Annotated in this window: 21 protein-coding genes; 10 read left to right on the top strand and 11 right to left on the bottom strand. The window is 26.9% G+C overall.

Features of this window, described 5'->3' with window-relative positions:
- Positions 1–15: 15 nt before the first annotated feature.
- Positions 16–1,590, bottom strand: coding sequence for a nitrite/sulfite reductase (locus LPB137_RS12060; RefSeq protein WP_076088403.1), 1,575 nt, complete (start codon positions 1,588–1,590; stop codon positions 16–18).
- 246 nt (positions 1,591–1,836) lie between these two features.
- Between LPB137_RS12060 and LPB137_RS12065 the strand changes: the two genes are divergently transcribed.
- The gene (locus LPB137_RS12065; RefSeq protein ID WP_076088405.1) at positions 1,837–2,541 is read left to right on the top strand and encodes a 2OG-Fe(II) oxygenase; all 705 of its coding nucleotides are present in this window, start codon (positions 1,837–1,839) and stop codon (positions 2,539–2,541) included.
- 41 nt (positions 2,542–2,582) lie between these two features.
- On the opposite strand, the gene LPB137_RS12070 is transcribed toward LPB137_RS12065, so the two are convergent.
- Together LPB137_RS12070 and LPB137_RS12075 are read right to left on the bottom strand one after the other, a co-directional pair.
- Entirely contained in the window at positions 2,583–3,008 is a 426-nt protein-coding gene (locus LPB137_RS12070; RefSeq protein ID WP_076088407.1) for a DsrE family protein, read from the bottom strand.
- Positions 3,009–3,168: 160 nt separating this feature from the next.
- Positions 3,169–3,594: a DsrE family protein gene (locus LPB137_RS12075; protein WP_076088409.1), complete on the bottom strand. Its 426-nt coding sequence runs from the start codon at positions 3,592–3,594 to the stop codon at positions 3,169–3,171.
- A 172-nt stretch (positions 3,595–3,766) separates the two neighbouring features.
- On the opposite strand from LPB137_RS12075, the gene LPB137_RS12080 reads away from it, so the two are divergent.
- From LPB137_RS12080 to LPB137_RS12100, 5 genes are all read left to right on the top strand, one after another.
- Complete coding sequence (locus LPB137_RS12080; protein WP_076088411.1) at positions 3,767–4,501, top strand: phytanoyl-CoA dioxygenase family protein; 735 nt, start codon at positions 3,767–3,769, stop codon at positions 4,499–4,501.
- Entirely contained in the window at positions 4,494–6,617 is a 2,124-nt protein-coding gene (locus LPB137_RS12085) for a Tex-like N-terminal domain-containing protein (RefSeq protein ID WP_076088413.1), read from the top strand. Before LPB137_RS12080 ends, LPB137_RS12085 begins: the two co-directional genes overlap by 8 nt.
- A 27-nt stretch (positions 6,618–6,644) precedes the next feature.
- Complete coding sequence (locus LPB137_RS12090) at positions 6,645–7,040, top strand: hypothetical protein (protein ID WP_076088415.1); 396 nt, start codon at positions 6,645–6,647, stop codon at positions 7,038–7,040.
- Positions 7,041–7,206: 166 nt separating this feature from the next.
- Complete coding sequence (locus tag LPB137_RS12095; RefSeq protein ID WP_076088417.1) at positions 7,207–7,641, top strand: hypothetical protein; 435 nt, start codon at positions 7,207–7,209, stop codon at positions 7,639–7,641.
- A 202-nt stretch (positions 7,642–7,843) separates the two neighbouring features.
- Positions 7,844–9,313 carry an OmpA family protein gene (locus LPB137_RS12100; RefSeq protein ID WP_076088419.1) on the top strand — a complete coding sequence of 490 codons (1,470 nt, stop codon included), beginning with the start codon at positions 7,844–7,846 and terminating at the stop codon, positions 9,311–9,313.
- Positions 9,314–9,337: 24 nt separating this feature from the next.
- Here the strand turns inward: LPB137_RS12100 and LPB137_RS12105 are convergent, their stop codons facing one another.
- Genes LPB137_RS12105 through LPB137_RS12135 form a run of 7 tightly spaced genes read right to left on the bottom strand, consistent with a single transcriptional unit; the run spans position 9,338 to position 14,406 of the window.
- Positions 9,338–9,721, bottom strand: a complete 384-nt coding sequence (locus LPB137_RS12105) for a RidA family protein (protein ID WP_076088421.1) — start codon at positions 9,719–9,721, stop codon at positions 9,338–9,340.
- A 59-nt stretch (positions 9,722–9,780) separates the two neighbouring features.
- The gene (locus tag LPB137_RS12110) at positions 9,781–10,551 is read right to left on the bottom strand and encodes an NUDIX domain-containing protein (RefSeq protein WP_076088423.1); all 771 of its coding nucleotides are present in this window, start codon (positions 10,549–10,551) and stop codon (positions 9,781–9,783) included.
- Between the two features lie 28 nt (positions 10,552–10,579).
- Positions 10,580–11,197 carry a LysE/ArgO family amino acid transporter gene (locus tag LPB137_RS12115; protein WP_076088426.1) on the bottom strand — a complete coding sequence of 206 codons (618 nt, stop codon included), beginning with the start codon at positions 11,195–11,197 and terminating at the stop codon, positions 10,580–10,582.
- A complete protein-coding gene (locus LPB137_RS12120; protein WP_122893974.1) occupies positions 11,197–11,835 on the bottom strand; it encodes a MarC family protein in 639 nt (212 codons plus the stop codon). The genes LPB137_RS12115 and LPB137_RS12120 overlap by 1 nt, the downstream gene beginning before the upstream one ends.
- Positions 11,836–12,801 carry an amino acid ABC transporter permease gene (locus LPB137_RS12125; RefSeq protein WP_076088428.1) on the bottom strand — a complete coding sequence of 322 codons (966 nt, stop codon included), beginning with the start codon at positions 12,799–12,801 and terminating at the stop codon, positions 11,836–11,838.
- Positions 12,802–12,804: 3 nt separating this feature from the next.
- Positions 12,805–13,641, bottom strand: coding sequence for a transporter substrate-binding domain-containing protein (locus LPB137_RS12130; protein ID WP_076088430.1), 837 nt, complete (start codon positions 13,639–13,641; stop codon positions 12,805–12,807).
- Positions 13,642–13,677: 36 nt separating this feature from the next.
- Positions 13,678–14,406, bottom strand: a complete 729-nt coding sequence (locus tag LPB137_RS12135) for an amino acid ABC transporter ATP-binding protein (protein ID WP_228144714.1) — start codon at positions 14,404–14,406, stop codon at positions 13,678–13,680.
- A gap of 152 nt (positions 14,407–14,558) precedes the next feature.
- On the opposite strand from LPB137_RS12135, the gene LPB137_RS12140 reads away from it, so the two are divergent.
- The 4 genes from LPB137_RS12140 (at position 14,559) to LPB137_RS12155 (ending at position 17,663) form a co-directional block, all read left to right on the top strand.
- Entirely contained in the window at positions 14,559–15,443 is an 885-nt protein-coding gene (locus LPB137_RS12140) for a DMT family transporter (RefSeq protein WP_076088434.1), read from the top strand.
- Positions 15,444–15,515: 72 nt separating this feature from the next.
- On the top strand, positions 15,516–16,628 hold the full coding sequence (locus LPB137_RS12145; protein WP_076088436.1) for a glycosyltransferase: 1,113 nt from the start codon (positions 15,516–15,518) through the stop codon (positions 16,626–16,628).
- A gap of 95 nt (positions 16,629–16,723) precedes the next feature.
- On the top strand, positions 16,724–17,287 hold the full coding sequence (locus tag LPB137_RS12150; RefSeq protein ID WP_076088438.1) for an HPP family protein: 564 nt from the start codon (positions 16,724–16,726) through the stop codon (positions 17,285–17,287).
- A gap of 148 nt (positions 17,288–17,435) precedes the next feature.
- A complete protein-coding gene (locus tag LPB137_RS12155) occupies positions 17,436–17,663 on the top strand; it encodes a hypothetical protein (RefSeq protein ID WP_076088440.1) in 228 nt (75 codons plus the stop codon).
- 40 nt (positions 17,664–17,703) lie between these two features.
- On the opposite strand, the gene LPB137_RS12160 is transcribed toward LPB137_RS12155, so the two are convergent.
- On the bottom strand, positions 17,704–18,495 hold the full coding sequence (locus LPB137_RS12160; RefSeq protein ID WP_076088442.1) for a class I SAM-dependent methyltransferase: 792 nt from the start codon (positions 18,493–18,495) through the stop codon (positions 17,704–17,706).
- Positions 18,496–18,514 lie beyond the last annotated feature (19 nt).

The raw sequence follows: 18,514 nt of genomic DNA on the forward strand, positions 1-18,514 counted from the left end.
TTTATTTTATTAATTTTATTTTTCTAGTTCAACTATATTTAAATAGTTTCTAAAAGAGTCTTGCCCTAAGTTATCAGTTTTATATGAAGCAATTAAATCACTTACAAACCCAACAAGTTTTGAAGCTTCAACTTTTACGCCGCTTTTATGAGCAATTCTACTTCCATTAGCACCATGAAGTTGTCCACCTAATAAAACATCGTAACCTTCAACTCTTTTTCCTTCTTCATCTCTAACTTTAGTTCCAACAAAACCAATATCAGAAATTTGTGGATGAGAACATCCATTTCCACATCCTGAAATTGCAATCATCACACTTTCATTAAAGTCTGGATTTTTCTCTTCTAATTCAAGTACAACTTTTTTAGCATACTCTTTTGTCTCTGTAATTCCAAACTTACAGAACTCTCTTCCTGTACATGATTGTAGTCTTGCTCTAAAAGTTGATGGCTCATATGGATAACCTAAGTCTTTAATTTCATTTGCTAAATTTAAAGCATCTTCATCTTTAATTCCATAAATTATGAAGTTTTGAGTAGAAGTTAAAGCCATTCCACCCGCATTATATTTTTTACAAATATCACTTATTAATTTGAAATCATTTCCATCAACTCTTCCTGAGTTAGTTGCAAACTCTACGAAAGATTCACCTTCTTGCTTAGATTTATTAATACCAAAATGGTTTCTATTTTCTAAAGGTGTAATTGTTGGTTCTTCTAAACCATCTTGTAACTCATAACCAATTACTTTTTCAATTTCATCAACAAACTTTTCTAAACCCCACTCATTTACTAAGTGTCGAACTCTTGCTTTATTTCTATTTGCTCTATTTCCATAATCTCTAAAGATTTCAGCACATGCAACAGCAACATCTTTAACTTGTTCTGGTTTCACATATTTATTAGCTCTTAATGCAATTTGCTTAGATTTTGAAAGACCACCTGCAAGTGTTAAATCAAATAATACCTCACCATTTTCATCTTTAAATGCTGCAAATGCAACATCTTGAATTTCATGTGCAGCTGCGTGTTTTGAACATCCAGAAATTCCAATTTTATATTTTCTAGGGAAATTACAGAATCTATCTTCATTTTCATCAAAATAAGTATCAACTTCTCGAGCTAGAATACTTGCATCAATAATTTCATCAGCATCAATCCCACCAACTGGTGAAGTCATGATTGGTCTTGGACCATCTCCTGATGCCATTCTTGAAGTTAATCCAACAGATTCTAAAAGTTTGAAGATCTTTGGAATATCTTTTATTTGAATATAGTGAAATTGGATATTTTGTCTATCTGTCATATCAACTAAACCTTGCGCATATTCAAGTCCAATAATTGACATTACTTCTAACTGTGCTAAATTCATTTTAGTATCAGTTAATTTAATTCTTTTCATAAAGTATTTTTTATCTTCAGTTTCATCTGCATTAATATGTGGATACATACCATACCATTTTAATAAACCTATATATTCATCACTTAAAGGAATACCTTCTTGTGCCTCTTTATACATATCTTCAACAACTTTTAAAGGATTCCTAGATGCTTTTAACTGCTCTACTGCTGATAATTCTTTCTCTGCCATGCTAACTCCTATATAGTTAATAATTATATTATCTATATATTATTAATTTTAATTTTCAAAAGTATAACATATTTAATTAAAAATATCTTTAATTAAATATACAAGTAAATTACTCAAGATATTTAAAGCACCAATATTAAGACTATAAATATATAATTTATATACAAGTAATTTACTAGTGTATTAACTTTTATAAAATTTGTTTTAAATGATTGCAATTAAGATATAATTCGAGGAAGGAATAAAATGACACAAATTAGTAATAATGTTTATTGCGCTGATTTTCTTACATCACTTAATATAGAAACAAAATATTTACCTAATCCATATTATGATTATCCATTCTTAATAATTGAAAATTTTATGAGTGAAAAAGGATGTAAAGAAATCAATTCTCTAATAAAGAAAGATAGAGATTATAAAAAAGCACAAGTAAAAATCAAAGAAAACATAGTATCAAGTAAAACAAATGAATCTATAAGAAAAACAAATATTTATAAATTAAACAAGAAATATTTAACAATATATAAAAATAATTTTAGAAAACATCAAGCAATGATTGAAGATTTTTTTAAAATGCCAATAACAAAATCTACTAAAGTACAAACACTAGAATACTTAAAAGATTTCTTTTATAAAATGCATAGTGATGATTCAAGTATGATATATAAAAATGAGAATCTAGTCGGATTTTTAACAGTTAGTAATGAAAGAAAATTATCTAGTGTTTTATTTACAACTTCTTATGATGAAAATGTAGGTGAAAATAGTTTTATTGGAGGAGAACTTTTATTTAACTATTTATATGATGAAAATAATGAACAAATAAAAATAAAGGCAAAAGCTGGGATGATGATTATATTTCCTAGTAATCCATTTTTTACACATGAAGTTTTAAAAGTAAAAGAAGGCAGAAGAATATCACTAGTTCAGTGGCATAACACCTTATAAGGTAAAGAAATATAAAATATTATATTTCTTTACTTAAAATATTAATAACTTAAATTTTGATATTCAGTATTTAATAAACCATTTGCTACATCCATAGGTTTAGCAACAGTAATTCCATCTAATAAAACAGAAGCATCTTTACCTGCATTTGGTAAATATAATGGACAAACTTTTACTTTTGCTCCTTTTTTCATAATTGCTTGTAACATCATTTTTGGACTTTTATCTTGAGGTTTTAAAACAGTACTTTTCATTCCTTTTACAGCTAAATCTCCTGCATTTGAACAAAGAGTCATATTAACTTCTTTCTTTTGTTTTAATGTCATCATTGATAAAACCATAGCCATCATTTGTGTTTGTGCATCAGAAGATGTAACAACAACATTAAGACCTTTTGCAGGGTTTGCACTTAATAAATTAGGGATAAATAGCATTGCTGCTAGTGTGATTGCGAATATTTTTTTCATATAATACTTCCTTTTAAAATATATTTTAGTTATTAACTAAATTGAAGAATTATATTATTTGTATACTTACATTATAATTAATTATAATAATAGTTGTATAAGCTAAGCTTATTTAAGAAAATAAAGTAGATAAAAGGAATAATTTCTTTTATCTATGATTTTAATAAGTTAAATTTTGAAAGTCTAAATCTAAAAGTTCTTTTGCACCATTTGCAGGTGTTGCCATTGTAATACCTTCTATTAATACAGATTTATCTTTATTAACATTTGGTAAATAAATTGGACATAGTGTAACATTTGCACCTTTTTTAATTAATGCTTTTAACATCATTTTTGGACTTTTATTCATTGGTTTTAAAACTTCACTTTTTATTCCCTTAACTGCTAAATCTCCTACATTTGAACAAAGAGTCATGTTTACTTTCTTATTTTGTTTTAAAGTTGCCATTGATAAAACCATAGCCATCATTTGAGCTTGTGAATCTTTAGCTGTTACAATAACATTTAAACCTTTTGCAGAATCTGCACTTAATAAATTTGGTATAAATAACATTATTGCTAATGCCATTGCGAAAATCTTTTTCATATAATATGTCCTTTTGATAAAATATCCTAACTTATGATAGTTAAAACTTATATATTATAAAGATAAAAGCCTTTCATAATAATTAATATTATGTAAATTAAATTATGTAAAATAATCAAACAAAAATAGTATTTTCACTATAATAAGCCAAACTAATAAACTAAGAGAAATAATGAAACTATCAAAAGAACAATTATCCCAATTCAATTCAAACGGTTTTCTAATACTACGAAATTTTGCAGATAAAGACTTATGCGATAACATTCTAGAAAAAGCAAAAGAACATTTAAAAAGAAAAGAAGCTCCCATTGAGAGCGAACAAGAATATATGAATGTAGATGAAGAAAAAATTACAGTTCGAAGATTAAGACAGGTTTACGATAGAGAACAAATTTTTCAAGATTGGATGACAAATAAAGAAATAAGACCAATTTTAAAACAGATTTTAAATGATACACCTGTTCTTACACTAGCTCATCATAATTCAATCATGACTAAGTTACCACATGAAAGTACTAGAACTTATTGGCATCAAGATAGAAGATATTGGAATTTTAAAAATGATGATTTAGTTTCTATATGGCTTAGTTTAGGTGATGAGTATTTAGAAAATGGACTTTTAGAATTTATTCCTGCATCACATAAGATTAACTTTTCAAAAGACAGATTTGATAGTAGTTCAAATTTTTTAGATGAAAATTCTGAAAATCAAGAGTTAATCAAAACTAAAACATCTCAAAATTTACAAAAAGGCGATGTAGTACTATTTCATTGTAAAACTTTACATCATGCAAGTAAAAACCAAAGTGATGATGCAAAAATTTCATTTGTTTATACTGTACGAGCAAAATCAAATACACCAATAAAAGATACAAGAAGTGATTATAAGGAAGTAATACTTGACTAGTAATTTACAAAAAGACTTAATTAATCTTTTAAAAGAAAAAACTAAGTTATCAAATAAAGCAATTGAAAATATTATAAACTTATTAAATGAGGGATGTACTATTCCCTTTATTGCAAGATATAGAAAAGACCAAACGCAAAATGCAACAGATGAAGACTTAAGAAAGTTTGAGGAAGTGTATAATTATTCTCAAAGACTTTTGAAAAGAAAAGAAGAAATTATAAATTTACTTGAAGAAAAAAACTTTTTAAATGACAAAGTTAAACAAACTATTCAAGAAATAAAAACATTACAAGCTCTTGAAGATATTTATGCTCCCTTTAAAGATAAAAAATCCTCAAGAACTTCATCTGCAATTGAAAATGGCCTTGAACCTTTAGCAAATATTATTCAATCACTAAAATACACAAATGAAGAGATAAATCAAAAAGCAAAACAGTTCACTTCTAAAAGTATCAAATCTTCAGATGATGCAATAACTGGTGCAAAAGATATAATAGCCCAAAGATATGCAGATGATTTTAAATCAAAAGAAATTATTAGAAATTTGATTGCTAACTGGGGTGAGCTTCAAATAAAAGAAGGCAAAGAATTTGATAAAAATGGTATATATGCTAGTTTTGCCAAAAAAAATGAAAAATTAAAATATATTAAATCTCATAGAGTATTAGCAATTTTAAGAGCAGTTAATGAAAAAGAATTATCAATAAAAATAGATATTGATGAAAATCATATTTTAGAAAACATTAAAAAGTATAAAATTCCATCATGGGCTAGTTCTTCAAAAGATATAGTTTTTGATGCTTATAAAGATGGATTAAAAAGACTACTTCTTCCTAGTTTAAAAAGAGAAGCGATAAATACACTAAAAGAAAAAGCAAGTGAGCAAGCAATTGAACTTTTTGGAAAAAATTTAAAAGAGTTACTTCAAACAGCACCTTTAGTAAATCAAGTAATTTTAGGAATGGATCCTGGGTTTGTTTCTGGTTGTAAGTTAGCAGTTATTGATGAAAACGGTATTTATTTAGATTCAAATGTAATTTATTGCACAAAACCAAAAGAAGATATAAAAACTTCAAGTAAAATCGTTCTTGACCTTATAAAAAAATATAAAGTAAATTCAATAGCAATTGGAAATGGAACAGCTTCAAGAGAAACAGCACAATTTATATCAAAGCTTATAAATGAAAACAATCTAGATATTAACTATGCAATAGTAAGTGAAATTGGTGCTAGCGTTTACTCAGCTTCTAAAATAGCAGCACAGGAATATCCAAACTTAGATGTAACAATAAGAGGAGCAATTTCAATTGCTGGACGACTAAGGGACCCAATGGCAACCTTAGTAAAAATTGACCCTAAATCATTAGGAATTGGACAATATCAACATGATGTAAACCAAAAAGAATTAGCGTTAAAACTAGAAAATACAACTGTAGATTTGGTAAATAAAGTTGGAGTAGATTTAAACTCTGCATCTTATAAATTATTATCTTTTATCTCAGGGATTTCTGAAAAATTAGCAATAAATATAATAGCACATAGAGATAATATAAAAAAATTCAATAGTAAAAATGAACTTCTAAAAGTAAAAGGCTTAGGAGCAAAAGCTTATGAACAAGCAGTAGGATTTTTAAGAATCAAAGAGGGAAAGTCTATTTTAGATAATACAGCAATTCATCCTGAAGACTATACTCTAACAAAAGCCTTGCAAAAAAGCTATAAGATTGAAGAAATAAAAGACAATCAAATTGAACAAATTGCAAATGAATTAAACACAAGTGTACTAAAACTTCAAGATATTATAAATGAACTAAAAAAACCAGGATATGATGTAAGAAATGAATTTAATCAAGTAAAATTCTCATCAGATGTAACAAAACTTGAAGAGCTTAAAGAAGGTTATATTTTAAGTGGTATTGTAAGAAATATCACAGATTTTGGAGCTTTTATAGATATTGGTCTAAAAAATGATGCCCTACTTCATATTTCGCAAATATCTGCAAAAAGAATTTCACACCCTAGTGAAGTTTTGAGTATCAATCAAAATTTAGAAAATATTAAGGTTGTTAGTGTTGATTTAGAGAAGCAAAGAGTTGGATTAAGTTTAAGATAATAAGCAAAATTATATTAAAATACTTTTATGGAAAAAGAACTTATAGAAACAACACAAGTATTATCACCAATCATAATTGGTTTAATAACAATGTTTTCAGGACTAACATCTGGTTTAATAGCTATATACTTGGGTCCAAAAATTAAGTTTAAATATGAAGATAAAAAAAGAAAAGTTGAATATAAAATAGAGACAATAAAAAATATTAGAAGAATGCTAGATAACACAACGAAAATCGAAGAGATTCAAGCTTCTTCATATTGGGGATTTATATTAGAAAACTTATCAGAAGAAGAAAGAAAAGAATTTTTTACAAATGCAATTATTATAAGTAATGGGCAAAACTCAACATACATACATAAAAAAGGAACCATTACACAAATGCTTACTAGAAAAGAAAAAGAATGGGAATTATTTAATTAAATAAGCTTATAACTCTTACTTCTTTCATCTTATATAACAATTTTATTACTGCAATCAAATATATTAAAAATATTACAGATAAATTTTTATTTACTTAATTGATTAAAATCAATTCTTTATACGACAATATTGATTATAATTATCAAAAATATTTAAAGGTCAATAAATGGAATATACACTAATTCTAATCATCCACTTACTTTCAGCAATCATTTTCATAGGTTTTATCTTTGCAGATGTGATAGTTTTCCCAGCAGTTAAAAATAAACTAGGAGTTGAGTTTCATACAAAAATGATAGAAGCAATCGTAGGACGGGGTCTTAAAATTTATCCACCAATTGTAATACTACTGATGGCTACTGGTGGATATATGTTTTCAAAGTATGTTAATAGTGAATTAGGATACTTTGAAACTTCTATGCAAGTTTTATTATGGATTAAATTAGCTTTTGTTGTTCTTATCGTTCTAGGAGTGATTTATACTATGTATTGTAAGCTTACAAAAACCCAACCCATTGCTTTTATGAACTATTTTCATTCCTATGCTTTAGTTTTAGGAATTGCCATTGTGATTCTTGCAAAAGTGATGTTTGTAGTTTAAATTTAGAAAATAATAATTGTGTATTAAATCATTATTTCTCTTTAATTAAATAAGTAAAATTGTAAATAATATATTAAAAGGTTTTTATAAATAATCAAAAGCCCTTTATAACAGTATCAATCAATTAGATTTTAAATAGTATTATGTAAAAATAAGTTATTAATAACTATTTGTAGTTATAGATAAAACCCAAGGAGACATAATGAGAAAGTTAAGTTTAATTGCATCTGCGTTTGCAATTTTATTGTTTACAGGTTGTGCAAATATCAATCTAAATGAATTAAAGAAATTAAATCCATTTGAGGATTTTAATAAAAAGTATACATCTGATAAAGACGTATTTATGATGATTCTTGATAGTTCAGGAAGTATGAATGAAAAAGATAGATATGGTCTTGTAAAAATGGATGCGGCAAAAGATATTATTAAAGATATCTCAACAAAATTAGATCCTAATAAAACAAATGCAGGATTAGTAAACTTCTCAAATGGCTGTTATAGCTCAAAACTTTTAGTTGAACCTAGTAATAATGATTTCAGTAAAATAGTTACAAGAACACAAACAATACGTGCAGGGGGAAATACTCCACTTGCAGCTGCAATTAGGAAAACTGGACAAATTATGCAAGATATTGATAAAAATATCAATATTGTAATTTTAAGTGATGGTCAAGAATCTTGTGGTGGAAATCCAATTGCAGAAGCTCAAAAACTAAAAAATATATTTGGAAATAGATTAAATATATTTGTTATAGGTTATTCTGTAAATTCAACAATTGAATATCAATTAAAACAATTAGTTGCTGGAAAAGGTGTTTATTTTGCTGCAGAAGATGGAAATAAACTTAACACTATATTAGATAAAATTACAGATGAGTTAAATATCAAAAACAACAATTGGTCTTCAGGTGTTTACAACTTTAATGTTAATTTTAATTCAGGTTCAAGTTATGTAAAAAAACAATACTATCCTCAAATTAAAGAGCTTGTAACATATTTAAAAAACAATGATTATAAAGTTGAAATCCAAGGACATACAGACTCAGTTGGGAAAGAAACTTATAATCAAAAACTATCAGAAAAAAGAGCAGCATCACTTAGAAAAGAAATACTAAAGTATGGAATTAATCAAAATAGAATATATTCTGTAGGATACGGAGAATTAGCTCCAATTGCATCAAATAAAACTAAGAGTGGAAAGTATCAAAATAGAAGAGTAGAAGCTCATATAGTAAAAGCTGGCGGATTAAATGTAGATTTAATTAATAATGCTAACTTCGCAAAACCTATTGATGTAAGAAAAGCAGACAAAAACTCATTTGTTGGTTACTACAAAATTCTAGATCAAAATAGATCTTATGCTAAATACCATGCTTATTATAAAATTTATGCAAATAACACTGCCTATTCAGCTGAATTTTTACCTTCACAAATATTAAGAGCAGATGATATTACTTGGGAATATAATAAAAATACACAAAAACTATTTATAGACTGGGAAAAAGGTGGCGAGAGTAATGCTACTATCAATGGAAATACTAATCATTTTTATTCAAACTCAGTTTGGTCTAATGGAACAAAATCTGTAACAGAATTTATTAGAATTTCAAAAGAAGAAATGGATTGTATGGATGCAAAAAAAAGATTTGTAAATAATAGATGTCAGTATTAAAAATTAAAAACTAGAGAAAATTCTCTAGTTTTTAAAAGCAATTGCATCAACTTCAACTAAAACATTTTTAGGTAAAGTTTTCACTGCTACTGTTGCACGTGCTGGTGCAGTTTCAGCTTTAAAATATTCTGCATATACCTCATTAAAGCTTGCGAAGTTATCCATATCAGATAAATAACAAGTAGTTTTTAATACATTCTCATAAGAAGACCCTGCTTCTTCTAAAACTGCTTTTAAATTATCCATTACAACTTTTGATTGCTCTTTTATTCCACCTTCAACTAATTCCATTGTTTCAGGTATTAAAGGGATTTGCCCTGATGTAAAAACTAAGTTAGCTAATGCTGTTGCTTGATTATATGGTCCAATTGCTCCTGGAGCTTTTGATGTTGATATTATTTCTTTCATTTATATTATTCCTTTATTTTTTTAAAATGTATTATATTAAATTTTAGTAAATTAAACTATTAATTTTCTATAGGAAAAAATAGCTCAAAATCTTTATTTATATGGGTTAGTGTTTGATGATTAGCACATTTAAAACCTTTTTGGTTTATTGCTGTTTCTACTATTGCTTTTGAATAATCTAAGACACTCTCATCACTTAGATAATCATCAACACTAACCCATTTAGCATCAATTATTTCTTCAGTATCTTCAATATTTATTTCAAAAGATTTTGCTTTTGCAGTACAAAGAATATACATATTAGATTTATGAAATTGATGTGGATAAAAATGACCTAAAGAAACAATAGATTCAAACTCTACATCTATTCCTGTTTCTTCTTTAACTTCTCGTGCAACCGCTGTTGATATCATTTCACTATTATCAATATGTCCACCAGGAAGTTTAAACCCTACATTTGAGATTCGCTCTTTGATAACTAAAAGTTTATTCTCATGAATTACAACTACACCAACACCTAAAGTGTGGTTAGCGGCAGTTGGAATAATCGCGTTATTGATTAATCTTTTTACTAATAAGACATATTTTTCTTCACAAGAATGAAAATTAAAACCTTTTTTAGTAGCTAAGGGAATAAAATCAGAATGATTTATTCCTATATAAATCCAAACTAGATTCCTTTTTTCTTTTGTTTCTTCAATTAAATAATCGAGATTTATTTCAAACTCATCTTTAGTACTTGGTAAAGATGTTTGCTCTATGGTAATTCCATTATAAGGGTCTAAAATTGTTTTAAAACACCCTATTTGTTCTATACTTGTATTATTCATAAATTCAACCTTTGAATGATTATACTAGCTAATATTTAATTAAACCTATTAAATTATAAGCAATTATAAGCATAATAATACCTATTGAGGTATCAAGTATTTTCCAAGTTATTGGTTTTTTAAATAATGGTATTAAAAGTCTTGCTCCAAAACCTAAAAGCATAAACCATGTAGAAGAAGCAGTAACTGCACCAAGTAAAAAGTATATTTTTAAATCACTTTGAATATTTGCACCAATTCCACCAATTAATAAAACTGTATCTAAATAAGTATGAGGATTTAAAAAAGTAAAAACCAAAAGCATTGTAATTACTTGTTTTAAAGGATTTGTTTTGTTTTTACCATCTATTTCTAAACTCTCATTTTTAAAAGCAGATCTAAAAGACATAAATGAATAAAAACATAAAAATAAAATTCCAATTATAGCAATACCATTAATTAGAAGCTGATTTCCTTGAATAAAAAATCCAAGACCAAAAACTCCTGCAGAAATTAATAAAGTATCAAATAATATACATAAAGAAACTGCAATGCCAATATATTGCTTTAAAAGACCAAGTTTTAAAATATATGCATTTTGCGCACCTATTGCAACAATAAGAGAAAAAGTTACAATAAACCCTTTTAAAAATATTTCAATAATCATTATATATACATCTTTGCTAAATTTATAATACCTGAAACTATAAATTGTATTGATATAGCTCCAACAATTAATCCCATAAGTTTGGTAATAATATTTTGTCCAGTTAGTCCTAAATATTTTTTAATATATATTGAATTTTTTAATACTATATAAAAAAGTGCTGCATTAACTAAGAAAGCTAAAGTAATTGATATCAAATCTGTATAAACTTCAGCTTGATGCTTAAAAATAATAATAGTAGTAAAAATACCTGTACCAAATGCAATTGGAATTCCTATTGGAATAACAGATAAATCGTCATGATTTTCTAAATCTTTGCCTTCTTCTTTTGTAGGTTTTTTATCTGTAGCACTTCCATTTACCATACCTATAGCCATTAGAAGTAAGATTATTCCACCCATAACTTTTAGTGAATGTTCACCAATACCAAATAGTTTTAAAATAAAATCACCTGTAATTAAAACTACAAAAAATGCTATTATTACAGTTATTGTAGATTTTTTGGCAACTTTATTTATTTGATCTTTAGTAATATTGTTATTAAGCAATGATAGTGCAATTGCACTAATTCCTATTGGATCCATAATTGCAAAAAAAGTAATACCCTGCTGCAAAAAGGTAGAGAAAAAAGATTCCACCTAAGACATTCCGCCTTTTGCTGCCATTCTTTTTTCTAACCTATGCCCAATAAGACTTAGTATAGAAGTAATAGATAAATATAAAAGTGCAATTACAATCCATGTTTCAAATGGAGAGAATGTATTTGCAACAATTTCTTTTCCAACTTTCGTTAAATCTGTAATCGAAATAACAGATACTAAAGATGAATCTTTTACAAGGGCAATAGTCTCACCTACAAGTGTTGGTAAAGCTCTTTTAAATGCTTGTGGTAAAATAATATGTCTCATAGCTTGAAAGTTTGAAATACCTAATGATTTTGCAGCTTCAAGCTGACCTTTATCAATAGATTGTATAGCACCTCTTAAAATCTCAGCCATATAAGCACCAAAGAAAATACCAAGAGATAAAATACCTGCAACCATTCGCTCTAGTTCAAAAATATTTGCAACTATAAAGTAAAATAAGAATATTTGTACAAGTAAAGGAGTACCTCTAATAATAGTAATATATACAGTTGCAATATCTTGTAAGAATATCATTGAAGATAACTTCATAAGTGCAACTATAATACCAATTACTAAAGTTAATAACATTGCAAAAAATGATATTTTAAGTGTAACCCAAAGACCAGATAAAATAGGTCCTGCATGAAGTTCTTCTTTTGAAGCGATATAATCACCTTCATATACATCTTCGCCTACTTCATAATCAAATGAAAAACTACTATCTAAATTAGTTACTTCTACTTTTTCATCACCTTGAATAAAGTATTTATTTGATTCTAATACTAGTTTTCCATCTATTGGAGCTTCAATTGAAATTGTTTCGTCATATGCAAAATATTTTGGAACACTATTCCACTTCCAAACATAGTTCATGTTTGCTGCTGCTGCATAGAAAAAGTATCCTACGGCAACAAAGAACAATAAGGCAACAAAGTGCCCTACTGTTTTATTTTGTCCTAATGGTATTCTTTTAGCCATTTATTACTGAACTCTTTTTAACCATTTTGTATCTCTTAACCATTTCTCATTTAATTTTCCATGGAAGTCAACAACTTTATCACCCTTCATTTGTCTTAAGAAGTTATTTAACCAGTTAAGAAAATCAGGATCACCTTTTCTAATAGCCCAACCAAGAGGTTCGTAAGTTAAAGGAGTATCTAAATGTACTAATTTATCTTTACCTTTATCAGACATAAATACAATGTTGTAAGGTTGATCATATACTACTCCATCAGCTTTACCATTTAATACTTCAGATACTGCATCTGATTCTGTTTCAAAAGTAATGATTTTTGCATTTTTGAAGAATTTTCTTGTTGCAATTTCACCTGTAACCCCAAGTTTTGATACAACAGTATATTCAGGTTTATCTAAATCAGCAGCAGATTTAATTTTTCCTGCTAACTCTTTTCTAATCATAATTGTTTGACCAACAACTACATATGGATCTGCAAAGTTAATTTTTAAGTTTCTTTGTTGAGTAATAGTCATACCCGACATAATAATGTCATATTTATTTGTTAATAAACCAGCAATAATACCATCCCAAGCAGTAGGAACAAGTTTTAATTTAACACCCATTTCTTTTGCCATTTTCTTAGCCATATCAACATCATAACCTATAATTCGACCTTTTTTGTCTTTCATTTCAAAAGGCATATATCCAGGCTCCATACCAACTCTTAACTCACCTCTTTGTAAGATTTTATTTAATGTAGAATTTTTCCACAAATTAATATCATCTGCAGATGAATTTGCAACAAACAATGTACTAATAGCAAAAACTGCTACTAAAAACTTTTTAACTAAATTTCTCATGTTTTTCCTTTTTTTTAGATTGGGTTTATTAACTACTTAGTGTGTTAAAATTTCTTTTAGAAACTTTTGTGCACGTTCACTTTTTGGATTATTAAAAAACTCTTCAGGAGAATTTTCTTCAACAATAACACCTGCATCCATAAATACAATTCGGTCACCAACTTCTTTTGCAAAACCCATTTCATGAGTAACACAAACAATTGTAAAGTTTTCTTCTGCTAAATCTTTCATAACTGATAAAACATCACCAATAGTTTCAGGATCCAGTGCTGATGTTGGCTCATCAAAAAGAATAACTTTTGGCTTCATTGCTAAAGACCTTGCAATTGCAACTCTTTGTTTTTGTCCACCAGATAAATCTCCTGGATAAGAATCAGCTTTATCTGAAAGTTTTACTTTTTCAAGTAACTCTTTTGCAATTTTTATTGCTTCATCATTTGATCTTTTTTTAACCAAATTTTGAGCAAGTGTGATATTTTCTAAAATTGTTAAGTGAGGGAAAAGATTAAAATGTTGAAATACCATTCCAACTTCACTTCTAATCTCTTTTAAATTCTTTTTACTTGCATGAATATCAATATTATCAACTAAGATAGTTCCATCATCAATTTCTTCAAGTCCATTTATACATCTTATTAATGTAGATTTTCCAGAACCTGATGGTCCACATACAACAACAATCTCACCTTTTTTTACAGAAAAATCAATATTTTTTAATACATGAAAGTCATCATAGTATTTATCAATTTTTGTCATAGAAATTATATTTTCGTTCATTAAAACTCTTTTTTATTTTGCATAACTTCAATGATACTAAACAATTGTTTAATTTATAATATAACTAAAGAGTATTTTATATACAATTTATCTATAATTTATATGATATAATCCCGCAAATTATCTTGGAGAAGTGAAAAGTGAAATCAAAACTATATGAATTAAGAGCAGATTTATTGCTATTAAGTGTTGCAATTGCATGGGGTGTTACATTTTTAATGGTACAAGAAGCTATTGATTCAACTCCTGTTTATTCATTTTTATTTTTTAGATTTGGCTTAGCTTCAATTTTAATGTTTTTTATTGCATATAAATATTTCAAAGAAATCAATAAACAAACAATATTATTTGGAATACTTCTAGGTTCAATTCTTTTTTCAGCATTTGCTACACAAACTTTTGGGCTAGCTTATACAAAAAGCTCAATTGTTGCATTTATTACAGGTCTTAATGTAATTTGTGTGCCTTTTTTAGCTTATTTTATATTCAAAGACCATGTTAGAAGAAATGTATTAATAGCAAGTATTATTGCTGTTGTTGGTCTATACTTACTAACAATGTCAGGAGAATTAACTTTAGGATATGGAGAGTTTTTAACACTAATTTGTGCTTTTCTTTTTGCTTTACATATTATTTTTACTGGAAAGTTTTCAAAAGAAGTTAATGTTTACCTATTAGTTTTATTCCAACTTATTACTGTATCAATTTTATCTTTAGCTTTTTCGTTAGTTTTAGATGACACTACTTTTAATCTTAATTATGATTATACATTTTTTAAAGCAGTAATTGTAACAGCAGTATTTGCAACAGTTTATGCATTTTTAATTCAAACATATATGCAACAATTTACAACTGCCACAAAAACAGCTGTAATATTTACAATGGAGCCTGTTAGTGCTTCTATTTATGGATATTTCGCAGGTGGCGAGATTCTTACAAGTATCCAAATTCTTGGAGCTATTTTAATAATTTGTGCAACATTAGTAGCTGAATTAAAATTCTCTAAAAAAGGATTAAAAACTTAAAATATTATTATGCTTTATTCCTGCTACTATTAAGTGCTAAGATTTAAGATTAAATTAAAGGAGACTTACTAGATGCAAAAGTTTTTATATATTACAGATCAAGATGAATACACTGAACATAGTTTTATTGGCCCTTTATTCGAGAAATACTTAAATAAACACTTCGATATTAATGTGATTTATTTTTCAAAAGCAAAAGATGATTTTGAAAAAAAAGATGATACTAAATTTATAATTCCATATAGATACAAAGATAATGTATTAAAAGAGTTAGAATCAAATGGAATAAATATAGAAGAATACTCTTACATTACAATAAGAAATGATATTTCTATTTTAAAATCAATTTTAAATGATAAGCTAAAATACAACTATAAAGTTGGATTTAGATTATCTTTTCCTAAAAGAATGGCAAAAATACAAATTGATGAAGCAAATAACAAAAAGAACTATTTTGATATTATCAATAACAAAATACAAACTTACAAAGAATCTTCACTAATTAATGACTGTGATATCTTTCTTCCAACTTCAAGACAAATGAGAGATGATTACCTAAAATCTGTTAAAACTAGATCATTCGTAATTCCTTCTGCAATTGACCCTGATATGATGCAACAAAATGTTCACCATGAAGGTGCTGAAAAAAGATTTTTTTATGCAGGAACTTTAGACAAATTAAGAGAGTTTGAAACAGTATTAAAAGCTTTTAGCCAAATTGATACTAGTAACTTTAAACTAATGGTTTCTACAAAAGATCCAGTTTATGCAAAAGAGTTATTTGCAAAATATCCAAATCTCGATGATTCTATTGAAATTTATGATGCTAAAACAAAAAAAGAACTTTTAGAAGTAATTGCAAAAGCAGATATTGGTCTTGCAGCTTTACCTAGTATTGAATTATTCAATAGTTCAACACCAATGAAAATCTTAGATTATTACTCAAGTGCAATTCCTTGTGTTATGACTGATAATGAAAACAACCGTTCAATATTTACAGATAATACAAGTGCATGGATGACAGACTTTACAGAAGATGCAATAAAAGAAAAACTAGAATACATTATAAATCTTTCAAAAGATGAAATCACTCTTGTTGGTGAAAATGGTCAAAAAAGATTGTTAGACGTTAGAAATTACGAGCGAATTGCTGCAGATTTAGCACACCAATTAAATATACTATAAAAAGAACTTTTTTCTTTTTATAGTTTTTTGACCAAAATCATGAAATAGCTTTTTATCTTGTGCTAAGATATTTTTTATTTATTAAAGGATATCTTTTGAAAACATTTTTAAAGCAATTTAAAAAAGTAAACTCCGAACCTTTAGAAAAATCCAATATTCTTTGGTCATGGATTGGTTCTTTTTTAGGAATACTTGCAATATCATATTTTCATAATGACATATTAAATGATAAAGATTTAACTTTAGTAATTGGTTCTTTTGGAGCAAGTGCTGTTTTAGTTTATGGAGCAGTAAACTCACCTCTTGCACAACCTAGAAACTTAATTGGTGGGCATATTTTATCTGCAATAATTGGTGTGATTTCTTTTAAACTCTTTTCTCAAAATATTTTATTAGCTTCCGCTTTTGCAGTATCTACTTCAATTTTTGTAATGCAATTAACTTTAACTCTTCATCCTCCAGGAGGAGCTACAGCATTAATTGCAGTAATTGGAAGTCCACAAGTTCATGAATTAGGTTTCTTATATGTATTAATTCCTGTAACATCAGGTGCTTTTATATTATTAAGTATTGCTGTAATTATAAATAACATACCAAAACATAGATATTATCCTGAATCATTAAAAGATTATAATAAAAAATGGTTTAGTGATGATTAGTTTTCATTAGTAAAAGTGCTTTGTTTTAGTACTTTATGTTGAAATTTTATAAATAGGATATAAATTGTCCTATTTATTGATTTAAATCAAGACAATTTTTGTCCTATTTAATTATACTTCACTTACAAATTTAATTAAAGGATAAAAAATGAAAAGATCTTTCAAATCTCTTTTGTTTTCGTTATTAGTATTTAGTACAGCATACGCTGGAGACAAATTTGGCAATTTAGATGAGAGTTACCTTAGTGATAATGCCTCATTAAATGTAAGATTAGTTATTGCAAAAGATCCAAAGACATCTCATAAAACACTACAATTATTAACACACGACAGTAATAAAGAAGTAAGAGAACACGCAAAAACTAACTTAAAATAATTTATAATGATATAGTAGATTATCTCCCTTTTCTACTATATCACTTTTTATCCCAAGATATTACAGCCCAATAAGCATAATCTTTTTCTTGTTTTTTCTCAAAATCTAAATTATCATAGTAATTTTCTAATCGTTTTACCTCATCAGAGCTTAAACCATCAATACTCCAAGAAACACTTTGAATAAACTTTTCTTTTGAAGTATAAATTGTACTTCTTCCTTCACTTTGAATAAAATTAACACTAGCATTTATTCCCATAGAATATAAAATATTTAAAACATAAATATAATCAGGCTTTTTAATAATATCTCTTTGAAGTATTTCTAAAATTTCATCACTTACAAAAGAGCCACCCTTTTTATAGGTAATTACAACTTTTTTATTAGCCTTTTCATTTAACTTTTCCAAAGCTTTTTTCATATCTTTAACTTCCATAGAACGAGATGCTATTACTAAATCAGCACTTTGTAGTTCATCCCAAGAGTCATACCAAGATTTGTTTATAATATTTATATTTTTTATATCTTGTTCTTTCGCATTTTCTTGTAATATTTCAAGCATTTTAGGTGAATAATCTAAACTATAAACTTTTTGTATTTTCTTTGCTAGTATCAATGATAAGTTTCCAACACCACAACCCACATCTAAAACACTGTGTATATCTTTTAAATCAATTAAATTTAAAAACTGTTCATTATAGATTGATTTATGAACTTTTTTATTCATAGAAGGTGCTTTTTCATCCCATGCATCTTTGCCTTTTGCTTTAAAAGAAGTAAGCTGTTTTTGCTTTACGTATAACTCATTAAAATCTATATCTTCAAAATTCATTTTTTATTCCTTTACTTTT

The organism is Poseidonibacter parvus (assembly GCF_001956695.1).
Taxonomy (GTDB): Bacteria; Campylobacterota; Campylobacteria; order Campylobacterales; family Arcobacteraceae; genus Poseidonibacter; species Poseidonibacter parvus.